At 62.7% G+C, this 20,393-nt stretch carries 22 protein-coding genes; 10 read left to right on the top strand and 12 right to left on the bottom strand.

Translation table 11 applies throughout. The annotated features are described in order from the left end of the window. The first annotated feature begins 44 nt into the window (after positions 1–44). Positions 45–1,022, top strand: coding sequence for an ABC transporter substrate-binding protein (locus HZB49_RS18010; RefSeq protein WP_291613725.1), 978 nt, complete (start codon positions 45–47; stop codon positions 1,020–1,022). Positions 1,023–1,413: 391 nt separating this feature from the next. Here HZB49_RS18010 and HZB49_RS18005 read toward each other — a convergent pair whose 3' ends face one another. From HZB49_RS18005 to HZB49_RS17980, 6 genes are all read right to left on the bottom strand, one after another. Beyond that, positions 1,414–2,271: an enoyl-CoA hydratase/isomerase family protein gene (locus HZB49_RS18005; protein WP_291613723.1), complete on the bottom strand. Its 858-nt coding sequence runs from the start codon at positions 2,269–2,271 to the stop codon at positions 1,414–1,416. A gap of 393 nt (positions 2,272–2,664) precedes the next feature. Next, positions 2,665–3,435, bottom strand: coding sequence for a hypothetical protein (locus HZB49_RS18000; RefSeq protein WP_291613721.1), 771 nt, complete (start codon positions 3,433–3,435; stop codon positions 2,665–2,667). A 110-nt stretch (positions 3,436–3,545) separates the two neighbouring features. After that, positions 3,546–5,291, bottom strand: a complete 1,746-nt coding sequence (locus HZB49_RS17995) for a bifunctional protein-serine/threonine kinase/phosphatase (RefSeq protein ID WP_291613719.1) — start codon at positions 5,289–5,291, stop codon at positions 3,546–3,548. Between the two features lie 61 nt (positions 5,292–5,352). Next, the gene (locus tag HZB49_RS17990) at positions 5,353–6,207 is read right to left on the bottom strand and encodes a formate/nitrite transporter family protein (RefSeq protein ID WP_291613717.1); all 855 of its coding nucleotides are present in this window, start codon (positions 6,205–6,207) and stop codon (positions 5,353–5,355) included. 437 nt (positions 6,208–6,644) lie between these two features. Further along, positions 6,645–7,394: a transporter substrate-binding domain-containing protein gene (locus tag HZB49_RS17985; protein ID WP_291613770.1), complete on the bottom strand. Its 750-nt coding sequence runs from the start codon at positions 7,392–7,394 to the stop codon at positions 6,645–6,647. Between the two features lie 177 nt (positions 7,395–7,571). After that, positions 7,572–7,928 carry a hypothetical protein gene (locus tag HZB49_RS17980; RefSeq protein ID WP_291613715.1) on the bottom strand — a complete coding sequence of 119 codons (357 nt, stop codon included), beginning with the start codon at positions 7,926–7,928 and terminating at the stop codon, positions 7,572–7,574. A 156-nt stretch (positions 7,929–8,084) separates the two neighbouring features. On the opposite strand from HZB49_RS17980, the gene HZB49_RS17975 reads away from it, so the two are divergent. Beyond that, positions 8,085–8,495, top strand: a complete 411-nt coding sequence (locus tag HZB49_RS17975) for a hypothetical protein (protein WP_291613713.1) — start codon at positions 8,085–8,087, stop codon at positions 8,493–8,495. 26 nt (positions 8,496–8,521) lie between these two features. Here HZB49_RS17975 and HZB49_RS17970 read toward each other — a convergent pair whose 3' ends face one another. The 3 genes from HZB49_RS17970 to HZB49_RS17960 all read right to left on the bottom strand — a co-directional run bounded on the left by HZB49_RS17970 (position 8,522) and on the right by HZB49_RS17960 (position 10,457). Beyond that, positions 8,522–9,121: a sigma-70 family RNA polymerase sigma factor gene (locus HZB49_RS17970; protein WP_291613711.1), complete on the bottom strand. Its 600-nt coding sequence runs from the start codon at positions 9,119–9,121 to the stop codon at positions 8,522–8,524. A gap of 143 nt (positions 9,122–9,264) precedes the next feature. Further along, on the bottom strand, positions 9,265–9,915 hold the full coding sequence (locus HZB49_RS17965) for a ChrR family anti-sigma-E factor (RefSeq protein WP_291613709.1): 651 nt from the start codon (positions 9,913–9,915) through the stop codon (positions 9,265–9,267). Continuing rightward, complete coding sequence (locus HZB49_RS17960; protein WP_291613768.1) at positions 9,912–10,457, bottom strand: sigma-70 family RNA polymerase sigma factor; 546 nt, start codon at positions 10,455–10,457, stop codon at positions 9,912–9,914. The genes HZB49_RS17965 and HZB49_RS17960 overlap by 4 nt, the downstream gene beginning before the upstream one ends. 201 nt (positions 10,458–10,658) lie before the next feature. Here HZB49_RS17960 and HZB49_RS17955 point away from each other — a divergent pair, with 201 nt between their 5' ends. The 7 genes from HZB49_RS17955 (at position 10,659) to HZB49_RS17925 (ending at position 15,911) form a co-directional block, all read left to right on the top strand. Beyond that, the gene (locus HZB49_RS17955) at positions 10,659–10,982 is read left to right on the top strand and encodes a tryptophan-rich sensory protein (protein WP_291613707.1); all 324 of its coding nucleotides are present in this window, start codon (positions 10,659–10,661) and stop codon (positions 10,980–10,982) included. Beyond that, the gene (locus tag HZB49_RS17950; RefSeq protein WP_291613705.1) at positions 10,970–11,755 is read left to right on the top strand and encodes a TerC family protein; all 786 of its coding nucleotides are present in this window, start codon (positions 10,970–10,972) and stop codon (positions 11,753–11,755) included. Before HZB49_RS17955 ends, HZB49_RS17950 begins: the two co-directional genes overlap by 13 nt. 432 nt (positions 11,756–12,187) lie before the next feature. Next, positions 12,188–12,793, top strand: coding sequence for a GTP cyclohydrolase I FolE (gene folE / locus HZB49_RS17945; protein WP_291613703.1), 606 nt, complete (start codon positions 12,188–12,190; stop codon positions 12,791–12,793). Beyond that, a complete protein-coding gene (locus tag HZB49_RS17940; protein ID WP_365858326.1) occupies positions 12,790–13,296 on the top strand; it encodes a DUF2177 family protein in 507 nt (168 codons plus the stop codon). Before folE ends, HZB49_RS17940 begins: the two co-directional genes overlap by 4 nt. A 445-nt stretch (positions 13,297–13,741) precedes the next feature. Next, a complete protein-coding gene (locus tag HZB49_RS17935; RefSeq protein ID WP_291613701.1) occupies positions 13,742–14,218 on the top strand; it encodes a fasciclin domain-containing protein in 477 nt (158 codons plus the stop codon). A gap of 309 nt (positions 14,219–14,527) precedes the next feature. Further along, the gene (locus HZB49_RS17930; RefSeq protein WP_291613699.1) at positions 14,528–15,364 is read left to right on the top strand and encodes a MipA/OmpV family protein; all 837 of its coding nucleotides are present in this window, start codon (positions 14,528–14,530) and stop codon (positions 15,362–15,364) included. A 76-nt stretch (positions 15,365–15,440) separates the two neighbouring features. Next, complete coding sequence (locus tag HZB49_RS17925) at positions 15,441–15,911, top strand: TspO/MBR family protein (protein ID WP_291613697.1); 471 nt, start codon at positions 15,441–15,443, stop codon at positions 15,909–15,911. 12 nt (positions 15,912–15,923) lie between these two features. Here HZB49_RS17925 and HZB49_RS17920 read toward each other — a convergent pair whose 3' ends face one another. Next, positions 15,924–16,433, bottom strand: a complete 510-nt coding sequence (locus HZB49_RS17920) for a GFA family protein (RefSeq protein ID WP_291613695.1) — start codon at positions 16,431–16,433, stop codon at positions 15,924–15,926. Between the two features lie 285 nt (positions 16,434–16,718). Between HZB49_RS17920 and HZB49_RS17915 the strand changes: the two genes are divergently transcribed. Further along, on the top strand, positions 16,719–17,912 hold the full coding sequence (locus HZB49_RS17915) for a metallophosphoesterase (RefSeq protein WP_291613693.1): 1,194 nt from the start codon (positions 16,719–16,721) through the stop codon (positions 17,910–17,912). Between the two features lie 62 nt (positions 17,913–17,974). Here HZB49_RS17915 and htpX read toward each other — a convergent pair whose 3' ends face one another. Continuing rightward, the gene (gene htpX / locus HZB49_RS17910) at positions 17,975–18,904 is read right to left on the bottom strand and encodes a zinc metalloprotease HtpX (RefSeq protein ID WP_291613691.1); all 930 of its coding nucleotides are present in this window, start codon (positions 18,902–18,904) and stop codon (positions 17,975–17,977) included. Positions 18,905–19,165: 261 nt separating this feature from the next. Continuing rightward, positions 19,166–20,137 carry a calcium-binding protein gene (locus tag HZB49_RS17905; protein WP_291613689.1) on the bottom strand — a complete coding sequence of 324 codons (972 nt, stop codon included), beginning with the start codon at positions 20,135–20,137 and terminating at the stop codon, positions 19,166–19,168. Positions 20,138–20,393 lie beyond the last annotated feature (256 nt).

Genomic DNA, 20,393 nt, shown 5'->3' with positions numbered 1-20,393 from the left:
GGCTTGAGCCGCTACGATGCCTTCTCCTCAGCTTAGGTGTGGACATGCAGCGGCGCGAGTTTATCGGCCTGGTCGGCGGCGCGACGGCATATCCGCTCGCGGCGCGGGCACAGCAGGGCGCAATGCCAGTGATTGGCTTCCTGAATCCTGGATCGCGCGGACTGATTCTCTCGCAGATCGAGGCGTTTCGTGAAGGTCTGAAGGAATCGAGTTATGTCGAGGGCCAGAATGTGGCAATCGAGTATCGCTTTGCAGACGGGCAATTCGATCGGCTGCCAGAGCTCGCGACCGAACTGGCTCAGCGACAGGTCAGTGCAATCGTTGTAACAAGCAACCCTGGGGCACTCGCCGCAAAGCAGGCGACTGCAAGAATTCCGGTTATCTTCGCTGTCGGCAGCGACCCGGTTAAACTCGGCCTCGTCAGCAACCTCAGCCGGCCGGACGGCAACATCACCGGGCTTTATTTTCTGACCACGGCGCTGCACGGAAAGCGGCTGGGGCTGTTGCGCGAGATGGTTCCCGAGGCGGCTACGTTGGCGGTGCTGGTCAATCCACACTATTCAGGTTCAGAAAACCAGATACGGGACGCGCAGGAAGCTGCGGACAAAATTGGCGTGCGACTCGTCGTCGTGCGAGCCAATACAGACACCGATTTCACTGGAGCCTTCGCTGCGCTCAAACAACAGGGCACCGGCGCGCTCATGGTCTGCACCTCCCCATTTTTCAACAGCCGCCGCGAACAACTTGTTGGCCTCGCTGCCCGCAATGCGGTGCCGGCAATCTTCGAATTCCGAGAGTTTGTCGCAGCCGGCGGCCTGATGAGCTATGGCACCAATCTTTCCAATGCCTATCGTCAGATTGGCGCCTATGCCGGCCGAATTTTGAAGGGCGCGAAACCTGCAGACCTGCCCGTCGTTCAGTCAACCAGGTTCGAATTTGTCATCAATCTGAGAACAGCCAAGACACTCGGCCTCAAAGTGCCGCCCGTCTTACTCGCCAGTGCCGACGAGGTGATCGAATGATGCGGCGCACATCAGGCGATTTGTTGCCGCGCGCATGTCTCCTGTTGGCCCATAGCGTCAGTTATTGCGGTGCAGCGCTATGTCCGGAGTTGAGGGGAGACCGGAAGCGACCGGCACAGCCAAACTGTTGCAAATGACCCATCGCTGCACTTGGTGCAGCGCACTGACACGTCCGAAGTTGAGGGCAGAGCGGGCCCCGCTGGGATCGGTCCGAAATGGCGCTCTTGTAGAGGATGGTCTTGCGCGCCTTGCCGGAGCGGTTGGGCGAGGGTCCGTGCCAGATCGCATGCGGGAAGACGGTGGCGTCCTCGGCCTTGCCCAGCAGCGGCACAGCGCCCGGCATCTTCGGATCGGGGGATGCGCTTGGTGATGACCGGCCAGGGCGATGGGTCTATCCTCGCCTCGTTGTCCCTTCGTCACCGGCGCCCAGTTCGGCGCAGAGTTCGCCCATACGCAACTCGCCCTCGCGCGTCTGTCCGCCGATCTCCAGGAACCGGCGCATGTTGGCCTTGGCGCACGCGGTGCGCAGAGTCTGGTCGAACAGATAGGCTTCCTCGAACAGCCCCTCGATCAAGGGGCGGTCGGACTGATTGACGCTCTGCTTGGCGAGACGCACCGCCTCCGCGGGGAATGACGCGATGCGGCTCGCAAGCTTCTCGACCGCCGGGCCGATCTCCTTCGCCTCGTAGATGCGGTTCAGATAGCCCCAGCGCTCCGCGGTTTCCGCGTCCAGGTCGTCGCCCGCCAGGATCAACTCCATCGCCCGCCCGCGCCCGATCAGCCGAGGCAGCCGCTGTGTGCCGGTGCCGCCGGGCAGGATGCCCAGCGGGACCTCCATCTGGTTGATCTTGGTCTTGCCGCGGACCCCGAAACGCATGTCGAACGAGGCCGCCAGCTCGCTGCCGCCGCCGCCGACCCGGCCTTCGATCTGGGCGATCACCACCTTGTCCATGGTGCGATAGCGCTCGCACATGGCGTGATAGGGCTTGATCTGCGTATCGCGGCGGGCCGGCGTGTCGGTCGGGCGCTGCAAGATCGCGGCCACGTCGAAATGCGCCAGGAAGAAATCCGGATCGGCGCTGCGGAAGACCACGACCGTGAGGTCGGGGTCCGCTTTCAACGCGTGCGAGAGCGCCTCGAGCTCCGCCAGCAGGGCCAGCGTGATGACGTTGACCGGCGGGTTGCTGATCGTGACGGTCGCGACCCGGCCGGAGACCGCGACATCTAGGAGTTTGTATTCGTAGGTCATGGCGTTTCCCCTCTGTTCTTGCTGACGGCATGCCCGCGACACGTGGCGATCCTCTTTAGCAGGGATGCCCGCCACGGCGAACGCCGTGGCCCGAGGAGCCGGGCCAAACCAATGTCTGGGGCGGCAATGGCGGGCTCAACATGGAATGGCGCACGCGCAACGTGACGCTGTTCTCGGCCGGCGAACATCTGGCGCTGTCGGACAAATCCAACGCCGTCAGCGACCGCGTGGGACTACGCGTCGCGTTCTGACCCTCGCGCCTCCGATGTCGCCTGTTGGCCCTTTTCCGACATTCCTACGCGAGCTGACCATGTCTGCTCCCGAAGGGAGAGCGGTCATTCGGCTGCCCGGATTTATGAGTACACGCCCTGGGCCCGGTCTAGTTGCGCAAGTCTAGTTGCGCCAACCGAAGACTGGCAGGAAAGACGACGCCTGCGCGTCCTGCACAGACCGGCCCGGTGTGTGGCCCTGTGTTCGCGCTTCTTCCACCGGCGGCCGTGCTGCCCGTGCACTCGGCGCCCGCCTGAGTTTCTTTCGGACATTCTCTGGACGCGCCTCCGCCCGCGCATTCTGGACTGGCCTGACGTATCGACGCTTCTGCACGAGCCGGCTTGGTGCCGGGGCATTCCCCGCAACCCTTTTCACCGCCGATGCCGGAACGTCCTGAACAAGCGGCCGATAACTTGGCTGCGCATCCTGCTCCGCCGCCCAGGCCTGGAATTGCTTGAACAGGGTTTCAGATGTCGGCACGCTCGTTTCCGCCTGATCCTTGCCGGCGGGTTCAGCGGCGGCCATTTCCTCGCGGGTCGGAACGTAATTTGCGGCCGGCGGCGAGACCTGAGGCTCGGCGGCCGGTTGAAGCAAGGCCGTCACGCCGACGGTCGACTGGGTTTCCGGCGCCGACTGATCGGTGTCAGGCGGAAGCTTCGAATTGGCGGCCAGCGCAGCTGTGACGTCCGCATCGGGAGTCGCCGGGCCCCGCGCCGACAGAACGGCGGCAGCAATAGCGGTCGCGGCCACGGCTGCGATCAAGACACTGACCTTCAGGACGCGCGACGACGCAACAGCGCCGTCACGGGCATTCCCGGGCTCCGTCCGCTCGATTGGAACATCGGAGGCGAGAGGCAGGGAATGGGCCAAATCAAACCCCTCGTTGATCGCCATGGGATGGTTGCCTCCTCAATGTCGCTGCAACACCTACCCTGCTATTGGGGTCCAAAGGCGGAGGAACTTTGATTTCACTTGGGCCGGGGAACCGCACGATTGTGCTGCAGTCAGGGCAACGCCCGATGCATGCCGTGCAGCATCGCCAGCAGCACGATGACCGCGAGCGCCAGCACGATGGTGGTGCTCTTCCAGAACAATAGCGGGTTGCGCTCGAGCAGCGGCGAGGCCGACGTGCCGACATAGTTCGCATTGGGCGTGCGCAGGTCGAACAGGAATTCCGACAGGCTCTCGTAACGCTTCAGCGGATTGGGGTGCACGGCGCGTTCCAGCGTGCCGTCGACCCAGACCGGGATCTCGCGGGCGCCGTGCGCGGCCGGGCGGTAGCGCAGCCTGCCGAACTGGGCGCGGGTGCGCGCCTGCGCGGCCTGCGCGCCATAGGGCAATTTCCCCGTCAGCATCTGGTAGGTGATGACGCCGAGCGAGAACAGGTCGGAGCGCGAGGTCGCCGCTTCGCCCAGAAAATACTCCGGCGCGGTGTATTGCACTGTGCCGAGGATGTCGTCGCGCGCGCCCGAGGGTTCGGCCTCGGCCACGCCCTTGATGGCCGTCGAGCCGAAATCGATGATCTTCACCGTGCCGGTCCTGTCGATCATGATGTTGTCGGGCCGCAGGTCCTGGTGCAGCATCTCCTTGCGGTGGAAGGCGCGCAGGCCCTTGGCGATCTGCTCGACGATGTCGCGCACCGTCTCGAGGTCGGGCGCGGGATTATCGATCATCCACTGCGTCAGGGTTTGTCCGTCGATATATTCGGTGACGACGTAGAGAAAATTGCGCCGCCGCGACGGCAGGCAGGGCTTCAGTACATGCGGGCTGTCGATGCGCCGCGCCACCCACTCCTCCATCAGGAAGCGCTTCAGGTAGACGGGGTCGTCGCGCAGGTCGATCGACGGGATTTTCAGCGTCACCACCGCGTCGGTCTCGATGTCGACGGCGAGATAGATGTGGCTGCGGCTCGAACCATGCAGCTCGCGCACGATGCGGTAGCCGTCGAACACCATCCGCGCTTCCAGGAGCGGCGGCAGCGGCAGCTCGCTCGGCTGTCCGAACACCTCGCTTGCCGCGCTGTCGGGCAGTCCGTCGATGCGGACGATCTGGACGGTGAGATTGTCGCCGCTGCCGGCCTCGAACGCCTGGTCGACGATCGCCTTCGCGGCCGCATCGAGGTCGGCGGCGCCTTCGTTGATCGCTTTCGCGATGCGGCGGGCGCTGAGATGTTCGTAGATGCCGTCGGTCACCAGCACGAACACGTCGCCCTGCTCGAGCCGCAGCATCTGGTAGTCGATCTCGATCTGCGGATTTACCCCGAGCGCGCGGCCGAGATAGCTCTGCTGCGAGTTGATGACGATGCGGTGGTCGTTGGTGAGCTGCTCCAGCGTGTTGCCGGACAGGCGGTAGATGCGGGAATCGCCGATGTGGAAGAGATGCGCGGTGGTCGACTTGATGACCATGGCGCTCAGCGTGCAGACGTAGCCGCGGTCCTTGTCGTAGGCGTACTGGCTGCGGGTCTGCGAATGCAGCCAGGAATTGGTCGCCTCCAGCACGCGCTGCGCCGAGGTGCGCACCGACCAGGATTCCGAGGTGCAGTAATAGTCGGTCAAGAATCCCTTGACCGCGGATTCCGCGGCGACGCGGGAAACCTTGCTGGTAGAGATGCCGTCGGCCAGCACGACGGAAATGCCCTTGAGGCCGAGCAGCGGCTCGTCCGGGATCAGGACGCCATGGAAATCCTGGTTGGTTTCCTTGGCGCCCTTGTCGGAGAATTGCCCGACCGATATTTTCAGCTCGCGCGGCATACCGGCTTTCGCGACGACGGGCCTCTCCCCTTGCGAAGAGAGACCCGTCTGCATCGCAAGATCAAGCGGCAATGCGCGAAGACGCCGGCCGCGAGGAGGCCGCAGCCGCCGCGCTGCGCGACGGACCGGTCTTGATGTGGGTCGCGTACAGCGTCAGCCCGGTGAAGGCGAGGCCGCCAACGAGGTTGCCGACCACGGTCGGGATCTCGTTCCACATCAGATAATCCCACCATGTGAACTTGCCGCCGAGCAAGAGGCCGGACGGGAACAGGAACATGTTCACGATGGAGTGCTCGAAGGTCATGAAGAAGAACAGCATGATCGGCATCCACATCGCGATCACCTTGCCGCTGACATGGGTGGAGATCATCGCGCCGACGACGCCGGCCGAGACCATCCAGTTGCAGAGCATGCCGCGGACGAACAGCGTCAGCATGCCGGCCGCGCCATGGTTGGCATAGCCGACGGTGCGGCTTTCGCCGATGGTGCCGATCACCTGGCCGACCTTGTCGGGCGCCTGCGAGAAGCCGAAGGTGAACACGATCGCCATCATCACCGCCACCGTGAAGGCGCCGGCGAAATTGCCGATGAAGACGAGGCCCCAGTTGCGCAGCACGCCGCCGAGCGTCACGCCCGGACGCTTGTCGATCAGCGCCAGCGGGCACAGCACGAAGACGCCGGTCAAGAGGTCGAAGCCGAGCAGGTACAGCATGCAGAAGCCGACCGGAAAGAATGCGGCGCCGACGATCGGCGTGCCGGTCTGCACGTTGATGGTCACTGCCATCGCCGCTGCGAGCGCGAGGATCGCACCGGCCATGTAGGCGCGAATGACCGTATCGCGTGTCGACATGAAGATTTTGGATTCCCCGGCGTCGACCATCTTGGTCACGAATTCCGAAGGCGCGAGATAGGCCATTCCAGTTCCCCTCTTGAGAGACAGCGTTGAAGCGCGCCGGATGCTGCGCAGCCGTGCACCGATGTGTGAAAGGTCTTGCCGTCCCCGCGCGCGACAAATCCCGCGCCGCTATCGAGCGGCACGGAATGACGCGGTCGCGCCCGATCGGGGATTTGGGATGCGCGAGCTTTCCAGGGGAAGTCCCGATGACTGCTCGAAGCACCTCACGCGAGGCTGCTTGATCCCAGCGCCGTGGGCCAACTTTGGCCCTGGCAATCCGAAAGGACGGCAGTCGTCATTGACTGAGAAAAGATTAAGCAATCGATGTGCCAACGCGGCAGCGCGGGAAATGAACGTTATTCCCGTGGCTTAGCTGTCGGGCCGTAGATCACCGGGGACTTGTGCGCTGCCCTGAATTTGTGCAGTTGCACAGATGCCGCGCAGGGCTTCGGATCGCCCTACTTCACCTGCGTCCGCACCGGCCGGTCCTTCAGCCCGTTGTTGTCATAGGCCTTGCGCAGCGTGCCGTTGCCGATGCCTTCCGTCATGAACTTCACCGTGAAGGCCAGCGCCTGCGGATGGTTCGGCGGCACGGCGACCGCGGTCACCGTCTGCTTGAAGGTCTCCTCCAGCACGCGCGTGCCCGGAATCTGCTTCGCCATGGCGTTGAGCTGGTCGCGCGACAGCGCGAATGCGTCGATCTCGCCGTTCTTCAAGAGATTGAAGATCTCGTCATAAGTCTGGTAGCCCGTGACCCTGGCATTCTTCAGGTGAGCGATGGCGCCGCGCATGGTCGTAGTGTTGTTGACGCAGGCGACCTTGACGCCGGGCTGGTCGAGCGTTGCGAAGTCTTTCACGGACGAGCCCGGCTTCACGATGTAGGTGGCGTCGGCCACCTCATAGATCGGGCCGAACGCCATCCGCCCCTCGCGCTCCGGGTCCTTGGGCAGGAAGGTGACGTCCCAGGTGCCCTTGCCGGCGGCGTCGACGATCTGGCCGGAATTGTTGTGCACGACATATTCCACGGGCACGCCGAGCTGCGCGGCCATCTCGCGGCCGAGATCGACGGGGACGCCGGCATAGCCGCTGTCAGTCTTCCGTGACCAGAACGCGCCGCCGGCGGGGCTGACGGCGATCGCCACGCGGAGCTTGCCGGTCGGCACGATTTCATCTTTCAGCGCATCGGCGCCGGCGGAGCCGTTGGTCATGACGAAAATTCCCAAAATGAGGCCGGCGATGCGCGGCATGGATCGGCTGGACATGGGATACCTCCCCGCGGCTCTTGTTGCAGCGAGCCTTACACAGCGGCCATTGTGGTCGATCGCACGGCGTCAGCAAACCGGAATCTTCACAGATCGCCGTGTCGCAATCGCGATGCGCCGGCCTTACATGCCGCCATCGACCGTGTAGATGCCGCTGCGCGAGCAGCGCAGGCCTTCCGCAGGCGCCTTGACGAACTTCGCACCCTTCTCGTCGATCTTCCATCCCGCGACGACCGGCAGCCAGCTTCCGGTAGCATCGGCATTCAGAACCCCGATGTAGGAGCCCGGCTGATCGCGGCCGTTGAGCTGGCACACGCCGGAGAAGGCAGGCGATTGTCTGGAATGCGGTGGGAACGCGATCGCGTCGCGGATCTGTCCCTTGCGATCCTCCAGCAGGACGAATTCCGCTCCGCAGATGAGATAGTTGATCGATGACAGCCGGTCGGAAACTTCATCGGCTCCGAGGTGCTTCAGGCTCAATTCACTCGGAGAGTTCAATCGATTCTACGAGTTAACTTTCGGAAATACCTTTTTTGCGCGATGGTTCTTGATCAGAAGCGACCCCCTACTTGTGGCGGCATCGACCATCGTGTCGTCCCGCCCCTCACAGCTCGACCTCATGCTGCTACGCTCGCTATGGCGCGTAATCGCGCCCATGGGGATCAGGAGCAGCCGGCTGATCGCTTTCATCCGCACGCAAGCAGGCCAAGGCCGCGATCCGCCGCCGACCATGCTGAAGCAGAAGCCTGGCCGATCCGGACAGAAGACTCTGGCGGCGCGGCGCAGCCCTCGCCCACGCTTGGCCAGTGCCTCAACGACGGCCTCGGCTTTCTGGAAGTCGAGTGCAACCGCTGCAACACCCGCGCCAGCCTGCCGCTTTCCGCCATCCGCCGCCCGCGCGACACGCCGCTGTGGAAGCTGGAAGCCTCGCTGAAATGCCGCACCTGCTGCAACGGCCGTCATGCCCCGCCGGTGCACATGATCAAGCTGACGGAGAGAAGAGAGATCACGCCGTACAAATGGGTGCATCCGACGGAGGAGAGGTGAAGCGGCAACTCGCCGTCTCGCGAACTTCAATTCGCCGCAGGCAGCGCCAGAGACCCCTTCGCGGCAGCCAGGCAGTCGGCGCGGATGCTTTCCAGTGCGCGGCGAAGCCAGGTTTTCACGGTGCCGACCGGCACGCCGAACTGTTCGGCAAGCGAATGCCGGCTCATGCCCTCGAAATAGGCGAGCGACAGCAGCCGCCGCCGCTCTTCGGGAAGACCCGACAGGGCCTCGACCGTGATCTGCTTTGCATACTCATAGTCGAATTCATCGCCGTCATCCCCGGGCGCGGGGATGGCCATGGCATCGTCGAGATCGGCCAGCAGCATCTTCTTCGCACGATTCGAATCCAGCGCGGTGTTCTTGACGATGGTGCACATCCAGCTGATCGGAGAGGCGCGACCGGGATCGAAGCTCGATGCGGCGCGCCAGATCTTGAGATAGCTGTCCTGCAGCACGTCCTCGACATCGCTGGATAGGGGGCACACGGATGCGGCCGTCCGCCGCAGCTTCCGGCAGGTCAGCGCATGAAGCGCGGCGAAGGCCCGTGCATCGCCGCGGCCGACTTGCTCCAGCAGCGTCGCCAGATGGTGAAGTTCGGCGGCGGTCGAAATTCTCCGGTGTACCATGGCGTCCCCTCTTTCGATTCAGGAAACGACGCCGCGGTGCGTTTGGATCAGTGTCGCTCTTGAGTCTCGTGCGCCGGTCGACCGGCAACGGTATTCACCTCTCCCCGCCGGGGAGAGGTGAATACAGAGTTCGACCGCAGGCCTCAGAGGCGAATGAAGGGCTCGATCAGCCTTCCCAGAAGGCCGTTGATGCGCAGCTTGCCGCTCATCGCCACCAGACAGACACAGGGCATGTCGGCGCCGACGATGGGCCGGTGGTCGATCGTGTCGTCCCCGAGGTCGAAATCGCCGGGACCGAAATGGCCGCCCTCGTGGCTGAAGCTGCCCTCAAGCACGCAGGTCAGCTCGGTCTCCGTATGCGTATGCTCCAGCATGCGCGTCCCCGGCTCAGACCTGAGCAGGAACGCCCGGGATTTCCCGGCGCCGGGGATCATGATCGGCCGCATGCTGAGGCCCGGCGCGATGCGCCTGACCCGCCCGATGTCGTAGAGGTCCAGCACTTTCGGCAAGCCCGCATCGTCGGCGCGGCGCGGCCGCGGAACGGCGGGTGCGGGCGAAGCAGCTTCACCGCCCCCGATCCGCGCCATCACGGCATCGAAGGCGCCGGCAGCGAGCGCGGCCGGCTCGGCGGCTTCGAGCGCTGCGCCGCCGAGCCGCTCAAAGGCGGCGACGAAGCGCCGGCAGCGTACGCACATCGAGACATGCGCGGACATCACGATATGCTCGGCCTGATCGAGCCGGCCTGCCGCGAAGCGGGCGAGGAGTTCCTCGGGGGGATGATGCTCTATCGTCATTTCAAAACGTCCAACAGCTCTCTGAGACGGCTCATTGCCAGGCGAACCCGCGACTTGACCGTCCCCAGGGGAATGCCGAGCAATTCGGCAATCTCGGAATGCGGTCTCTCCTCCAGATACGATAGCCGGATGACTTCGGATTGCTGCGCCGGCAGGCGCTGCAGGGCGAACTCGACGTGACCGGCCTCCTGGCTGCGGCTGAAGGCCGATTCCGTGCTCTCGACCGGCTCGGGCAGGTATTCCGCCTCGACCACCTGCAGCATCCGCTCGGCGCGACGGCCGCGGCGCACGGCATCGATCCGCAAGTTGCGCGCGATGGTGAAAATCCAGGCCACCGCGCCCGACGTCGCCGGATCGAACCTGTCGGCCTTGCGCCACAGCGCGATCATGGCCTCCTGTGCGATCTCCTCCGCCTCGGCTTCGCTCGAGCCGGTCCGCATCAGGTATCCCTTGATGCGCGGAGCAAAGAACTCGAACAGCCGCCGGTAGGCCTCGCGATCCCTGCGCAAGGCGATTTGCCCGATCAGGCCGGCCCAATCCACTGCGATTTCAGGTCTTTCCTTCACCCGCGGCCATCTCTTCGCGATCGATCCCGATCGCCTAGCATGCCCCGAGATTTGCCGCTGCAGCAATACCGACATCTTCATACTTTCCGTTCGCAGCAACGAAGGGAAAGCCGGACCGGATCACCGGAACCAACAAAAATCCGGCGGGCGGTGATCTGCGGGCCACCGAGGCGCGTTATGAGGGAAATGACGCAAGGCAATAGCAAGACCGGCTGGAACACCCTGCTGCTCTTCGTCTGCGGCGTGGTGCTCGCCGGGCTAATGCCCGGCTATGCCAACACGCCGGGCGACTGGTACGCCGCGTTGAATAGGCACGCCTTCAATCCGCCGAACTATGTGTTCGCGCTGTTATGGCTCGTGCCCTATGTGTGCAAACAGACGATCGTCCGGCAAGTGCCAGATGCGCTGCTTGCCACGATTCAGTCGAGTTCGCGACCACCGATGCCGGCGGAAAGCTTCGTGGCTCGAAGACGTATGATGGTGCTCCCGTGGACGCGCTGATTGCATTGGCCTTCGATCCGACAGCCTGGGCCGCCCTCGCGATGCTCATCGCAATGGAGGTAGTGCTTGGGATCGATAATCTCATTTTTATCGCCATTCTAACGAACAAGCTGCCTGAGCATCAACGCGCGGGCGCGCGTCGTATTGGTATCGGTTTGGCGCTCATCCTCCGCCTTCTCCTGCTTGGTACCATCGCATTCATTGTGCGTCTGACGACACCTATCTTCAGTATGTTCGGTCAGGAGTTCTCATGGCGCGATCTGATCCTGATAGCGGGGGGATTGTTCCTGGTCTGGAAGGCGACCAGGGAAATTCATCATCGAGTCGATCCGCATCCCACCCCCGACTTGTTCGAATCCGGGGCCGCGCAACTGGGTTATGCTGCCGCACTAGGCCAGATCGTGCTCCTCGATCTGGTATTCTCCATTGACAGCATCATTACCGCGGTCGGAATGACCGACCACGTCCCGATCATGGTCATCGCAGTCGTGGTTGCCGTTCTGGTGATGCTGATGGCAGCCACTCCGCTCTCCAACTTCATCAGTACAAATCCGACAATCGTCATGCTTGCGCTCGCCTTCTTGATGGTGATCGGTATGGCGCTGATAGCGGAGGGCTTTGGCGCCCATGTGCCGAAGGGCTACATCTATGCTGCCATGGCGTTCTCGGCATTGGTCGAAGGACTGAAAATGCTCGACCGGCGGGCCCGGCAGAGACTCACGGCACAGAGGATGCGCGACGAAGCGCCCTCGGAACAATCTGAGGCCCGCTGACATCCAACTTATCCACGCCTCGCAGCCAGCACGTCCTAATGTCGCCGGAGCAGGACAGGGCGCGGTCCGCGGGCCAGGTGCAGCGGCGTGATGAGTCGCGATAGTTTCCATAGCCACTCAATCGTGTGTAGACATCCAAAGATTCGATCGCCGGAAACGCCATAGAGAACACGCCGGCCGTTATCGCGAGCGGCGCATAACCAAGATTCTCCACCTCGGGAATTTTGTTCTTTTCCTGTGATCCAATTTTCGCTTGGTCTCGTTTAATTGCTGCCGGGACTGCAGCGTCGCCGCTGCACCCCCATCCCCGGTAAATCCCCGGTCGATAAGCCCCCTCGACCGGGGAACTTTTTCTAAAGGCAAACAAAGTCCATCGCTTGCCACGAATCGAATGCTCAAGGCCCCGCATGCGAATTGAGAAGGAAACGCGAGGTGAATATTCAAATCAATGACTTGTCTCAGCAAGCCATCAGCCCGCCTTCTCGTGAAGAAGCCGAGGCCGCATTCCGGACGATCATTCGCTGGGCTGGAGAGAATCCCGATCGCCCAGGATTGATTGAAACCCCGTCCAGGGCCGCGCGGGCTTTTCGCGAGTATTTTGCCGGTTACGAACAGGACCCTCTGGCGATTCTGGACAAGACCTTCGACGAAACCGGCGGCTACGAGGAAATGATCATTCTCCGTGGAATAGCCTTCGAAAGCCATTGCGAGCATCATCTCGCACCGATCGTCGGTCAGGCCTGGGTGGCTTACGTTCCCAGTGGCCGCGTCGTCGGCCTTTCCAAGCTGGCGCGCGTTGTCGATGCCTATGCCAAACGACTGCAGATCCAGGAGCGGATGACTTCGGAGATCGCTTCGGCCGTCCAGCAAGTCCTGCAGCCCCAAGGCGTTGGAGTCGTGTTAAAGGCTGTTCATCACTGCATGTCGAGCCGGGGCGTCCACAAGGTTGGAGCGGAAATGGTGACAAGCTGCATGTTTGGCTGCTTTCGCGATAACTCCGCAACTCGTCAGGAATTCTTGGCTATGACCAAAGAATGACTCTTACGAATGCAATCATTCCTGTTCGCATGTTTATTGCAGCCGTTCTTCGGAATCTCAATATCCCCCGCGACGAGAAGCCAAGAGATCACGATATGATCCGCTATATAATGGCTTATGCCGTGACGGCGGTCGTTTTCCTGGCCGTGGATTACATCTGGCTTAGTCGTGCCATGGGGTTCTACAGGAACTCACTGGGGGATTTGCTCGCGGACAAACCGAATCTATTTGCAGCGGCCGCGTTCTACTCAATCTATTTCGTCGGGATCGTTGTATTTGCGATCATGCCCGCGGCCAGGAATGGCGGATGGGTCTCCGCATCATTGTTAGGCGGGCTGCTTGGGCTAGTTGCATATGCCACTTATGACCTGACGAATCTTGCGACACTGAGCCGATGGCCTCTTGTAATCACTATCGTCGATATGGTTTGGGGCACCTTTATAACGGCTCTGGCATCCGTGGCTGGCTTCATTGCGGTAAGGTGCTTTGCACCCCTCGAATAGCGTGCAGTTCGCCATGATCGCGAGCGTGAGATACTCGAAGCGCATCAATTGGCTGGATCATTTGCCGAAATTGCAGAGCACTTGTGTTTTTTGGCAAGCATGCCCGCCGCCTCAATTTGAGGGCATGCGCGAAAGTGCAGAAAAGGCAGCTTCGCTCATGAGACCGTTGATGTCTCAGAACCGTCAAAAAACTGAAAGTGTTCCTGACGCGAGTCCGATTTTCTGCCGCCAGCTCGGAAAGTTCCTGAAGAGAGACGCATAGCAATCCGAAAAGCATCCAATCGACCCATTCACAGTATGTGCGATGGTTGTGATCCAATCTATCGGCAGCGTCGTTACAGTTCCGTGAGTTCGTTCTGAATCTCACGGCATGACTAGCACCATTCGCGGCTCGACCGCCCTGAGGTCGAACGCTTCCAACCCAATCGCCAGAGGATCCGAGACTATGAAACTCGTAAAGCTGCTCGCCGCAGGGGCGCTCGCCCTGATCGTGTCAACGTCGGGATCGAAAGCCGCCGATATCGTTGACACGGCCATTGCTGCCGGTTCGTTCAAGACACTCGTTGCAGCTGTCAAGGCGGCGGACCTTGTCGGAACGTTGAAGAGCCCGGGGCCATTTACCGTCTTCGCGCCGACCGATGCTGCCTTCAAGAAGTTGCCCAAGGGGACGGTGAAAAGTCTGCTCAAGCCAGAGAACAAGGGCAAGCTCGTCAAGATACTCACCTATCACGTTGTGCCCGGAAAAGTCATGGCCGCGGACCTCGCAGGCAAGACAACCGCAGCGACAACGGTCGAAGGGGGCCAGGTCCACGTCAACGGCAAGCATGGCGTGCGCGTGAACAACGCGCGTGTAGTAAAGGCCGACATCATTGCAGATAATGGTGTGATTCACGTCATCGACAAGGTGCTGCTGCCGAAGTGACAATTGTCGAGCTACAACGGAGGCAGCCAGTCAGGGCGTAGCAAGCGCGCTTTGACTGGCTGGAAAGCGCCGGCTTCTGAGTAGCATCCGGCTTATCTGCCATTGGACAACGGCTTCGATCTGAAACCGAAGCGCTCAGCTCAACGTCGTAACAGCTTCGTTTACAATCTCGGGGCTTTGGCGCGACATGCAAGTTATGCCATGCCGCGCTTTGCCGACGGAACGAAGTCGCTAACATGCGAGTAAATTGATTAATCAGGAGCAGTATTATATTGGTCGAACTCGTATGTGGTCTGGTTCTGTAAATCGATGACTAAATCCAACAAAGCCCGGCTGCGTTTGATGGCCCTCGCTTTCAGCGTATTTCTCACGGGAGAGGCGCCGGCGGCCGATGAGCCCGCTCCGCAGTCGCCACTTCCCACAGGTGACGCCGCGCCCGTTCGGCCGTATGACATTGTCCTCGAAATCGGGGCAGGCGGAGCAATGCGGCCAGCCTACGAAGGAGCGAAGGGGTACGAATTCAACCCCACCGGATTCTTCACCCTTCACTACCTGTGGCTTCCCGGCATCGGCGACGTAAAGAAGGAGCGCGCGGCTGAGGGCTTTTCCATCGGTCCCTCCTTTCGATATGTGTACAAGCGCGATAGCGACGACCAGCCGGAACTGCGCGGCCTTGGCAATATCGACGCTGCATATGAACTCGGTGGCAGGATCGCATATCAATGGAGCTTGTTTCGGCCGTGGCTGGCGGTGCGTTACGGATTTGGCGGTCATAGCGGCATGGTCGCTGAGACCGGTCTTGATCTTAGATTCCGCCCAAGTGCAGTAACCGAATTTGCGATAGGGCCTCGCGCGAGCTTCGCGACGAGTGAGTACATGAGGACATACTTTGGTGTGACGCCGGCCGAATCGGCTCGATCAGGACTCGGCGCATACAGCCCGGGCGGCGGGATCAAAGGCGCCGGTCTGGAAGTTTCCGGTCGATACGAGCTAACTGAGCAATGGGCTCTGGTCGGCTTGGCCTATTATGAAAGGTTGATCGGAGACGCCGCGGCTTCTCCGATTGTCAAAGCAGGCGATGAAAACCAACTCACCGCCAAACTCGGCCTGAGCTACAAATTTAGATTAAAGTTGTTTGACGACTAGTCCGCCATCGGCTCACTGGAAGCGGAAAAATCCGGCAAGCAGTGATCTGCGGGCCCGCGGGGCACGTTATCAGGGAATGACGCGTGGCAATGACCAGACGGGCTGGAAGACCCTGATGCTCTTCGTCGGCGGCGTGGTGCTCGCCGGGCTCTTGCTCGGCTATGTCAACACCCCCGGCGGCTGGTATTCCGCGCTGAACAAGCCCGCATTCAATCCGCCGAACTATGTGTTCGCGCCGGTATGGCTCGGGCTTTATGTCTGCATTGGCGTCGCCGGCGCCAGAGCCTGGTCGCGCGATCCGCGCGGCCCGGCCATGGCGGCCTGGGTAGCGCAGATGGCGTTGAATTTCCTGTGGTCGCCGGCCTTCTTCGGCATGCACCGCATTGGCCTCGCACTCGGCATCATCGTCGCCATGCTCACGGCGATCGCCGCGTTCATCGTGCTGCAATGGCGCGCCGATCGCGTCGCTGCGCTGTTGTTCGTGCCCTATGCCGCATGGGTCGCGTTTGCGACCGCTCTCAACTGGTCGATCTATCGATTGAATTGAGGGTGCGGCGTTTTAGCGCCAGGCGCTCCCGGTGGATCGCTTCCCGATCTCGTGCGGCTGTTCGAAAATGACGGGCTCGACCGGCGTTCCATCGTTGAGCATCGTGTGCTCACGATATGCGCGGACGCCGGCGGGGATGATCGTCCCCTGCCGGGCGGAGTCGAGGAAGATGTGCCGCGACGTCAGCGGCGTCCGCTCGAACCAGTCCGGATCGTCGAACGTTCCGCCATAGACACCGAGAATGTCCGGGAAACGCTCGAATGCCAGAAACAGCCTAGTGCCGCAGGTTGCACAGAAATTGATGCTGACCCGCTTGCCGCTGCCTTTCGAGGCCAGGGCATAGATCGCGGGAGTTCCCGCCGTCATCGCGAAATTCGTTCTCTCGAAGATCGGCTCCACCATGTACGCCGACCCGGTCGCCCGCTGGCAGAATTTGCAATGGCAGAACGTCACGCGCAGCGGCTTGGCGGCGGTTGCGTAGCGAAGCGCGCCGCAAAGGCAGCCGCCGTGATTCCAGGACATTGCAGTCTCCTCAGTGCTTCGGGAGCGCAATATCCGCTTTGAGGACCCGATCGGAAAATATCTGCCGGGACGTTGGCGGTTTTGACGCGAAACGGACATCCGGGATTCCCGGCGGCAGCCCCCGGCCGAGATCGCGCGCGAGGACCCGGGCGGACAGACGCGTGCGCCGAGCGCTAGCGCCCCGCGCTCCTCCTTGCAAAGAACGATGCCCGGGACTTGACTGCTTGGGTGCATCGTACACAATAAACCCCTTCAGATTGAATTTATTTTTTGGAGGGTTTTGCGATGGCGATGAATTTTTACCGCCCGCGTCCGTCGGGCGGTCCGCTAGCCGCGGCCGAGCGCACGAGCATGGCAGTGGGACCGGAAGCGCTGACGCTGGAAGCAGCCGAGCGCGTGAGTTTCCAGCTGATACCGTTCGAGCCGAAGGGGCCCTATCCGTATCGGGTGGGTCTCGAGCAGATCCTCGGCAACGAGGCCGTCGACAGGATCGCGGCATCCGGCCGTCTCGTCTTCCACACGATGGGCGACACGGGCGGGGTCAAGGATGGAAAATCGCAGGTGCTGGTCGCCAGGGGCCTGGAGGCTTCCTTTGCGGGAAACGCCAGGCCGGCCTCGTTCCTCTATCACCTCGGCGACGTCGTCTATTACAAGGGCGAGATCGACAATTATTTCGACCAGTTCTACGACCCCTATGAGCATTACCCCGCGCCGATCCTTGCCATCCCCGGAAATCACGACGGGCAGGTCGATCGTCGCGCTCACCAGCGCTCGCTTGCAGGGTTCGAGCGAAACTTCTGTGCGCCGGTCGATACCTATACCGACGAATCGATGGACACGGGACGCATGGCCATGTGCCTGCCGTATCCCTACTGGATCCTCGACACGCCACTGGCCCGTTTCATAGGGCTGTACAGCAACGTCCCGGAGGGCGGCCGGCTCGATCATGCCCAGGAGAACTGGCTTGCCGAGCAGCTTGCCGAGGCGCCCGGCAACAAGGCGCTGTTCCTGGCGGTGCATCATCCGATCTATTCGTTCGACGACCATCACAGCGGAAGCGTGGTGATGGCCCGTTCGATCGAGAATGCCATCAACCAGGCGCGCCGCGTGCCCAACGTGATCCTGACGGCGCATGTTCACAACTATCAGCGGATCGAGAAGACCCATGACGGAAAGGCGCTGCCGTTCTTCGTCATGGGGAACGGGGGATACTACAATCTCCATTACCTGAACGTCGCGGTGGGTCACACCGACGCGCAAAGCGGCGCCCGGCTCGTCGCCGGCATCGACAGCCGCCACGGCTTCGGGACCTTCGAGGTGACGGCCGAGCGGATCGAGGGCTTCTTCACGACCGTGCCGCGCCCGCAGGAATCGTGGTCGGACCCGGCGGGATACGTCAAGGCCGACAGCTTCTCCTATTCGGCGAAACCGATCCGTCTCGCCGCAGGGCAGTCGCTGCGCCTGCTCGAGGAGGAGTGACCGCCTGCGGCTTCCTGCCCGGAGAATGGCGGATTACGCCAGCGCTGATCCGCCCGACGTTCTCACCCCCACGGCCCGCGCCGCGCGCCGCCGCCCCACGGGCTGCGCGGCGGATAGGCGCGGCCGCCCGTCGGCATGCCGCCCTGCCCGATCTCCGCGGCGAGCTGCTGCAACGCGGCGATGCGGTTGGCGGTCGAGGGATGGGTCGCAAACAGATTGTCCATGCCCTGCCCGCTCAGCGGGTTGATGATGAACATGTGCGCGGTGGCGGGGTTGCGCTCGGCGTCGACGTTCGGCACCTGATGGGCGGCGTTCTCGATGCGGGAAAGCGCGGACGCCAGCCACATCGGGTTGCCGCAGATGCGCGCGCCGAGATCGTCGGCGGCATATTCGCGCGTGCGGCTGATCGCCATCTGCACCAGCATGGCGGCGAGCGGCGCCAGGATCATCATCGCGATCGAGCCTATGATGCCGGGGCCGCTGTTGTTGTCGCGGTGACCGCCGAAGAACATGCCGAACTGCGCGATCATGCCGATGGCGCCGGCGATGGTCGCTGTGATGGTCATGGTCAGCGTGTCGTGATTCCTGACGTGCGCGAGCTCGTGCGCGATCACGCCGGCGAGCTCCTCGCGGGAAAGCTGTTGCATCAGCCCGACGGTGACGGCGACCGCGGCGTTGTCCGGGTTGCGGCCGGTGGCGAACGCGTTGGGCTGCGCCTCGTCCATCAGGAAGACGCGCGGCATCGGCAGCTGCGCGCGGGCGGCGAGCTCGGCGACGAGATTGTAGAGGTCGGGCGCAGAGTTGCGATCGACCTCATGGGCGCCGTACATCGACAGCACCATGCGGTCGCTATTCCAGTAGGTGAACAGGTTCATGCCGGCGGCGATGACCAGCGCAATCAGCGCTCCACCCTTGCCGCCGATCAGGAAGCCCACGCCCATGAAGAGCGCGGTGAGGCCTGCGAGCAGAAGCGCGGTGCGGAAATAGTTCATGGTTCCATCCTCCGCGGGTAGAGGTAGGGATCGGGGAACCTGCCGCGCAAGGGCCGGAAACTGCGTCGCGGCGCCGCGGGAAACCTTACGATTTCGTCATGGCCGCCGCCTTCGCCAAGGCTTCGGCGGGCCAAGGGGGCGTAGGATGGGTGGAGCGAAGCGATACCCATCATGGTGCCGCAGGCGCGATGGGTTTCGCTTCGCTCCACCCATCCTACCGCATGTCCGGGCCGCACGAACGCGGCCCGGTCCGGGCAGCCGTCAGTGGCTGGTGATCGCCATGTTGGCCATCGCCGCGGTGGCCGCGTTGTGGTGGCCGGCGTCGGTGCCGCCATTGGGCAGCACACCGTCGTCCTCGATCTCGAAATGCACGCCGGCGCCGAGCTCGCCGACCTTCTCATAGGCGCCGTAGACGGTCTGAGTGACGGCGATGTCGCTCGCCTTCACCAGGTCGCCGTACACCTTGATGGTGCCGAGCAGATCCTCGTCATGCGCGCCGGCATTGCCCTGCTGGCTGATGACGGTGATCAGGCTGTAGTCGGCACGGCCGTCGCCGTTGGCGTCGACATGCTTGATCGACTTGACCTCGGCGGTGTGCGCCGAAATCTCGATCTTGTCGCCTTCCCTGCGGTGGAAGTCGGTGATGACGTCGCTGCCGAAGCCGTCGACCCAGTGGTCGTGCACGGCGTTGTTCTCGCCGGTGACGCCGACCCAGTCCACGGTGCCGTCGGCGTCGACGTGCTTGGCGACGATCTCGTCCTTGGCGTTGACCATGCCTTCGAAGCGGAAGGTATCGGCGCCGCGGCCGCCGGTCATGGTGTCGTTCTTCGCCGTGAAGGCCGCGGTCTCGGCGGCGAAGATCTGCGTCTTGCCGTCCTGCGCCGCCACCATCTCGCCGGCGTCGGAGCGCGACAGCAGCACGTCGTTGCCGTTGCCGCCGTCCATGCGGTCGGCGCCGAAGCCGCCGACCAGCAGATCGGCGCCGGTGCCGCCGGCGAGGCTGTCATTGCCGGAGCCGCCCCAGACCTTGTCGTCGCCGCTGCCGCCATTGAGCGTGTCGTTGCCCGCCATGCCGGCGATGGAATCGGCGCTGGCGCCGGCGAACAGGAAGTTGCCGCCGGCGGTGCCGTTGAGATGGTCGTGGCCGGAAGAGCCGCCGGTGAGCGAGGCCAGGAAATCCGCAAACCCCGAATCGCTTCGCAGCAACTGTTCAAGCAGTGAGTAACGCGCCATTCTGATACTCCCAGAGTAAACCGCCTCGTGTGGACGTCGACGCAACGCGCAAAGCGCGCGCGCACGGGAGGGAGATGAGGCGTGCTCCCGCCGCCCGGCAAATCAACAGGCGAAGGCGTCGGCGAAAGGACCCGTGCGTGGCGGGCCTTTCGCGCGCGCAAGGCGATTTTGCGTCGCGCTGACGAAAATGCGACGCGACTGTGCGCGATCGCCGCGATGCGGACCCACTCGCGATCAGGTTGCGGCTTTGCCACGG

The sequence above is a fragment of the Bradyrhizobium sp. genome (assembly GCF_016219575.1).
In the GTDB taxonomy this organism is placed as follows: domain Bacteria; phylum Pseudomonadota; class Alphaproteobacteria; order Rhizobiales; family Xanthobacteraceae; genus Bradyrhizobium.
The sequence above is the reverse complement of the archived record's forward strand: the minus strand, read 5'-3'. Positions and strand labels throughout refer to the sequence as shown.

Bases quoted from the DNA above. Each gene is read 5' to 3' on its own strand.
- HZB49_RS18010 (WP_291613725.1), top strand. From the start codon at position 45: ATGCAGCGGCGCGAGTTTATCGGCCTGGTCGGCGGCGCGACGGCATAT.
- HZB49_RS18005 (WP_291613723.1), bottom strand. From the start codon at position 2,271: ATGACCTACGAATACAAACTCCTAGATGTCGCGGTCTCCGGCCGGGTC.
- HZB49_RS18000 (WP_291613721.1), bottom strand. From the start codon at position 3,435: ATGGCGATCAACGAGGGGTTTGATTTGGCCCATTCCCTGCCTCTCGCC.
- HZB49_RS17995 (WP_291613719.1), bottom strand. From the start codon at position 5,291: ATGCCGCGCGAGCTGAAAATATCGGTCGGGCAATTCTCCGACAAGGGC.
- HZB49_RS17990 (WP_291613717.1), bottom strand. From the start codon at position 6,207: ATGGCCTATCTCGCGCCTTCGGAATTCGTGACCAAGATGGTCGACGCC.
- HZB49_RS17985 (WP_291613770.1), bottom strand. From the start codon at position 7,394: ATGACCAACGGCTCCGCCGGCGCCGATGCGCTGAAAGATGAAATCGTG.
- HZB49_RS17975 (WP_291613713.1), top strand. From the start codon at position 8,085: ATGGCGCGTAATCGCGCCCATGGGGATCAGGAGCAGCCGGCTGATCGC.
- HZB49_RS17970 (WP_291613711.1), bottom strand. From the start codon at position 9,121: ATGGTACACCGGAGAATTTCGACCGCCGCCGAACTTCACCATCTGGCG.
- HZB49_RS17965 (WP_291613709.1), bottom strand. From the start codon at position 9,915: ATGACGATAGAGCATCATCCCCCCGAGGAACTCCTCGCCCGCTTCGCG.
- HZB49_RS17955 (WP_291613707.1), top strand. From the start codon at position 10,659: ATGAGGGAAATGACGCAAGGCAATAGCAAGACCGGCTGGAACACCCTG.
- HZB49_RS17940 (WP_365858326.1), top strand. From the start codon at position 12,790: ATGACTCTTACGAATGCAATCATTCCTGTTCGCATGTTTATTGCAGCC.
- HZB49_RS17935 (WP_291613701.1), top strand. From the start codon at position 13,742: ATGAAACTCGTAAAGCTGCTCGCCGCAGGGGCGCTCGCCCTGATCGTG.
- HZB49_RS17930 (WP_291613699.1), top strand. From the start codon at position 14,528: ATGACTAAATCCAACAAAGCCCGGCTGCGTTTGATGGCCCTCGCTTTC.
- HZB49_RS17925 (WP_291613697.1), top strand. From the start codon at position 15,441: ATGACGCGTGGCAATGACCAGACGGGCTGGAAGACCCTGATGCTCTTC.
- HZB49_RS17920 (WP_291613695.1), bottom strand. From the start codon at position 16,433: ATGTCCTGGAATCACGGCGGCTGCCTTTGCGGCGCGCTTCGCTACGCA.
- HZB49_RS17915 (WP_291613693.1), top strand. From the start codon at position 16,719: ATGGCGATGAATTTTTACCGCCCGCGTCCGTCGGGCGGTCCGCTAGCC.
- htpX (WP_291613691.1), bottom strand. From the start codon at position 18,904: ATGAACTATTTCCGCACCGCGCTTCTGCTCGCAGGCCTCACCGCGCTC.
- HZB49_RS17905 (WP_291613689.1), bottom strand. From the start codon at position 20,137: ATGGCGCGTTACTCACTGCTTGAACAGTTGCTGCGAAGCGATTCGGGG.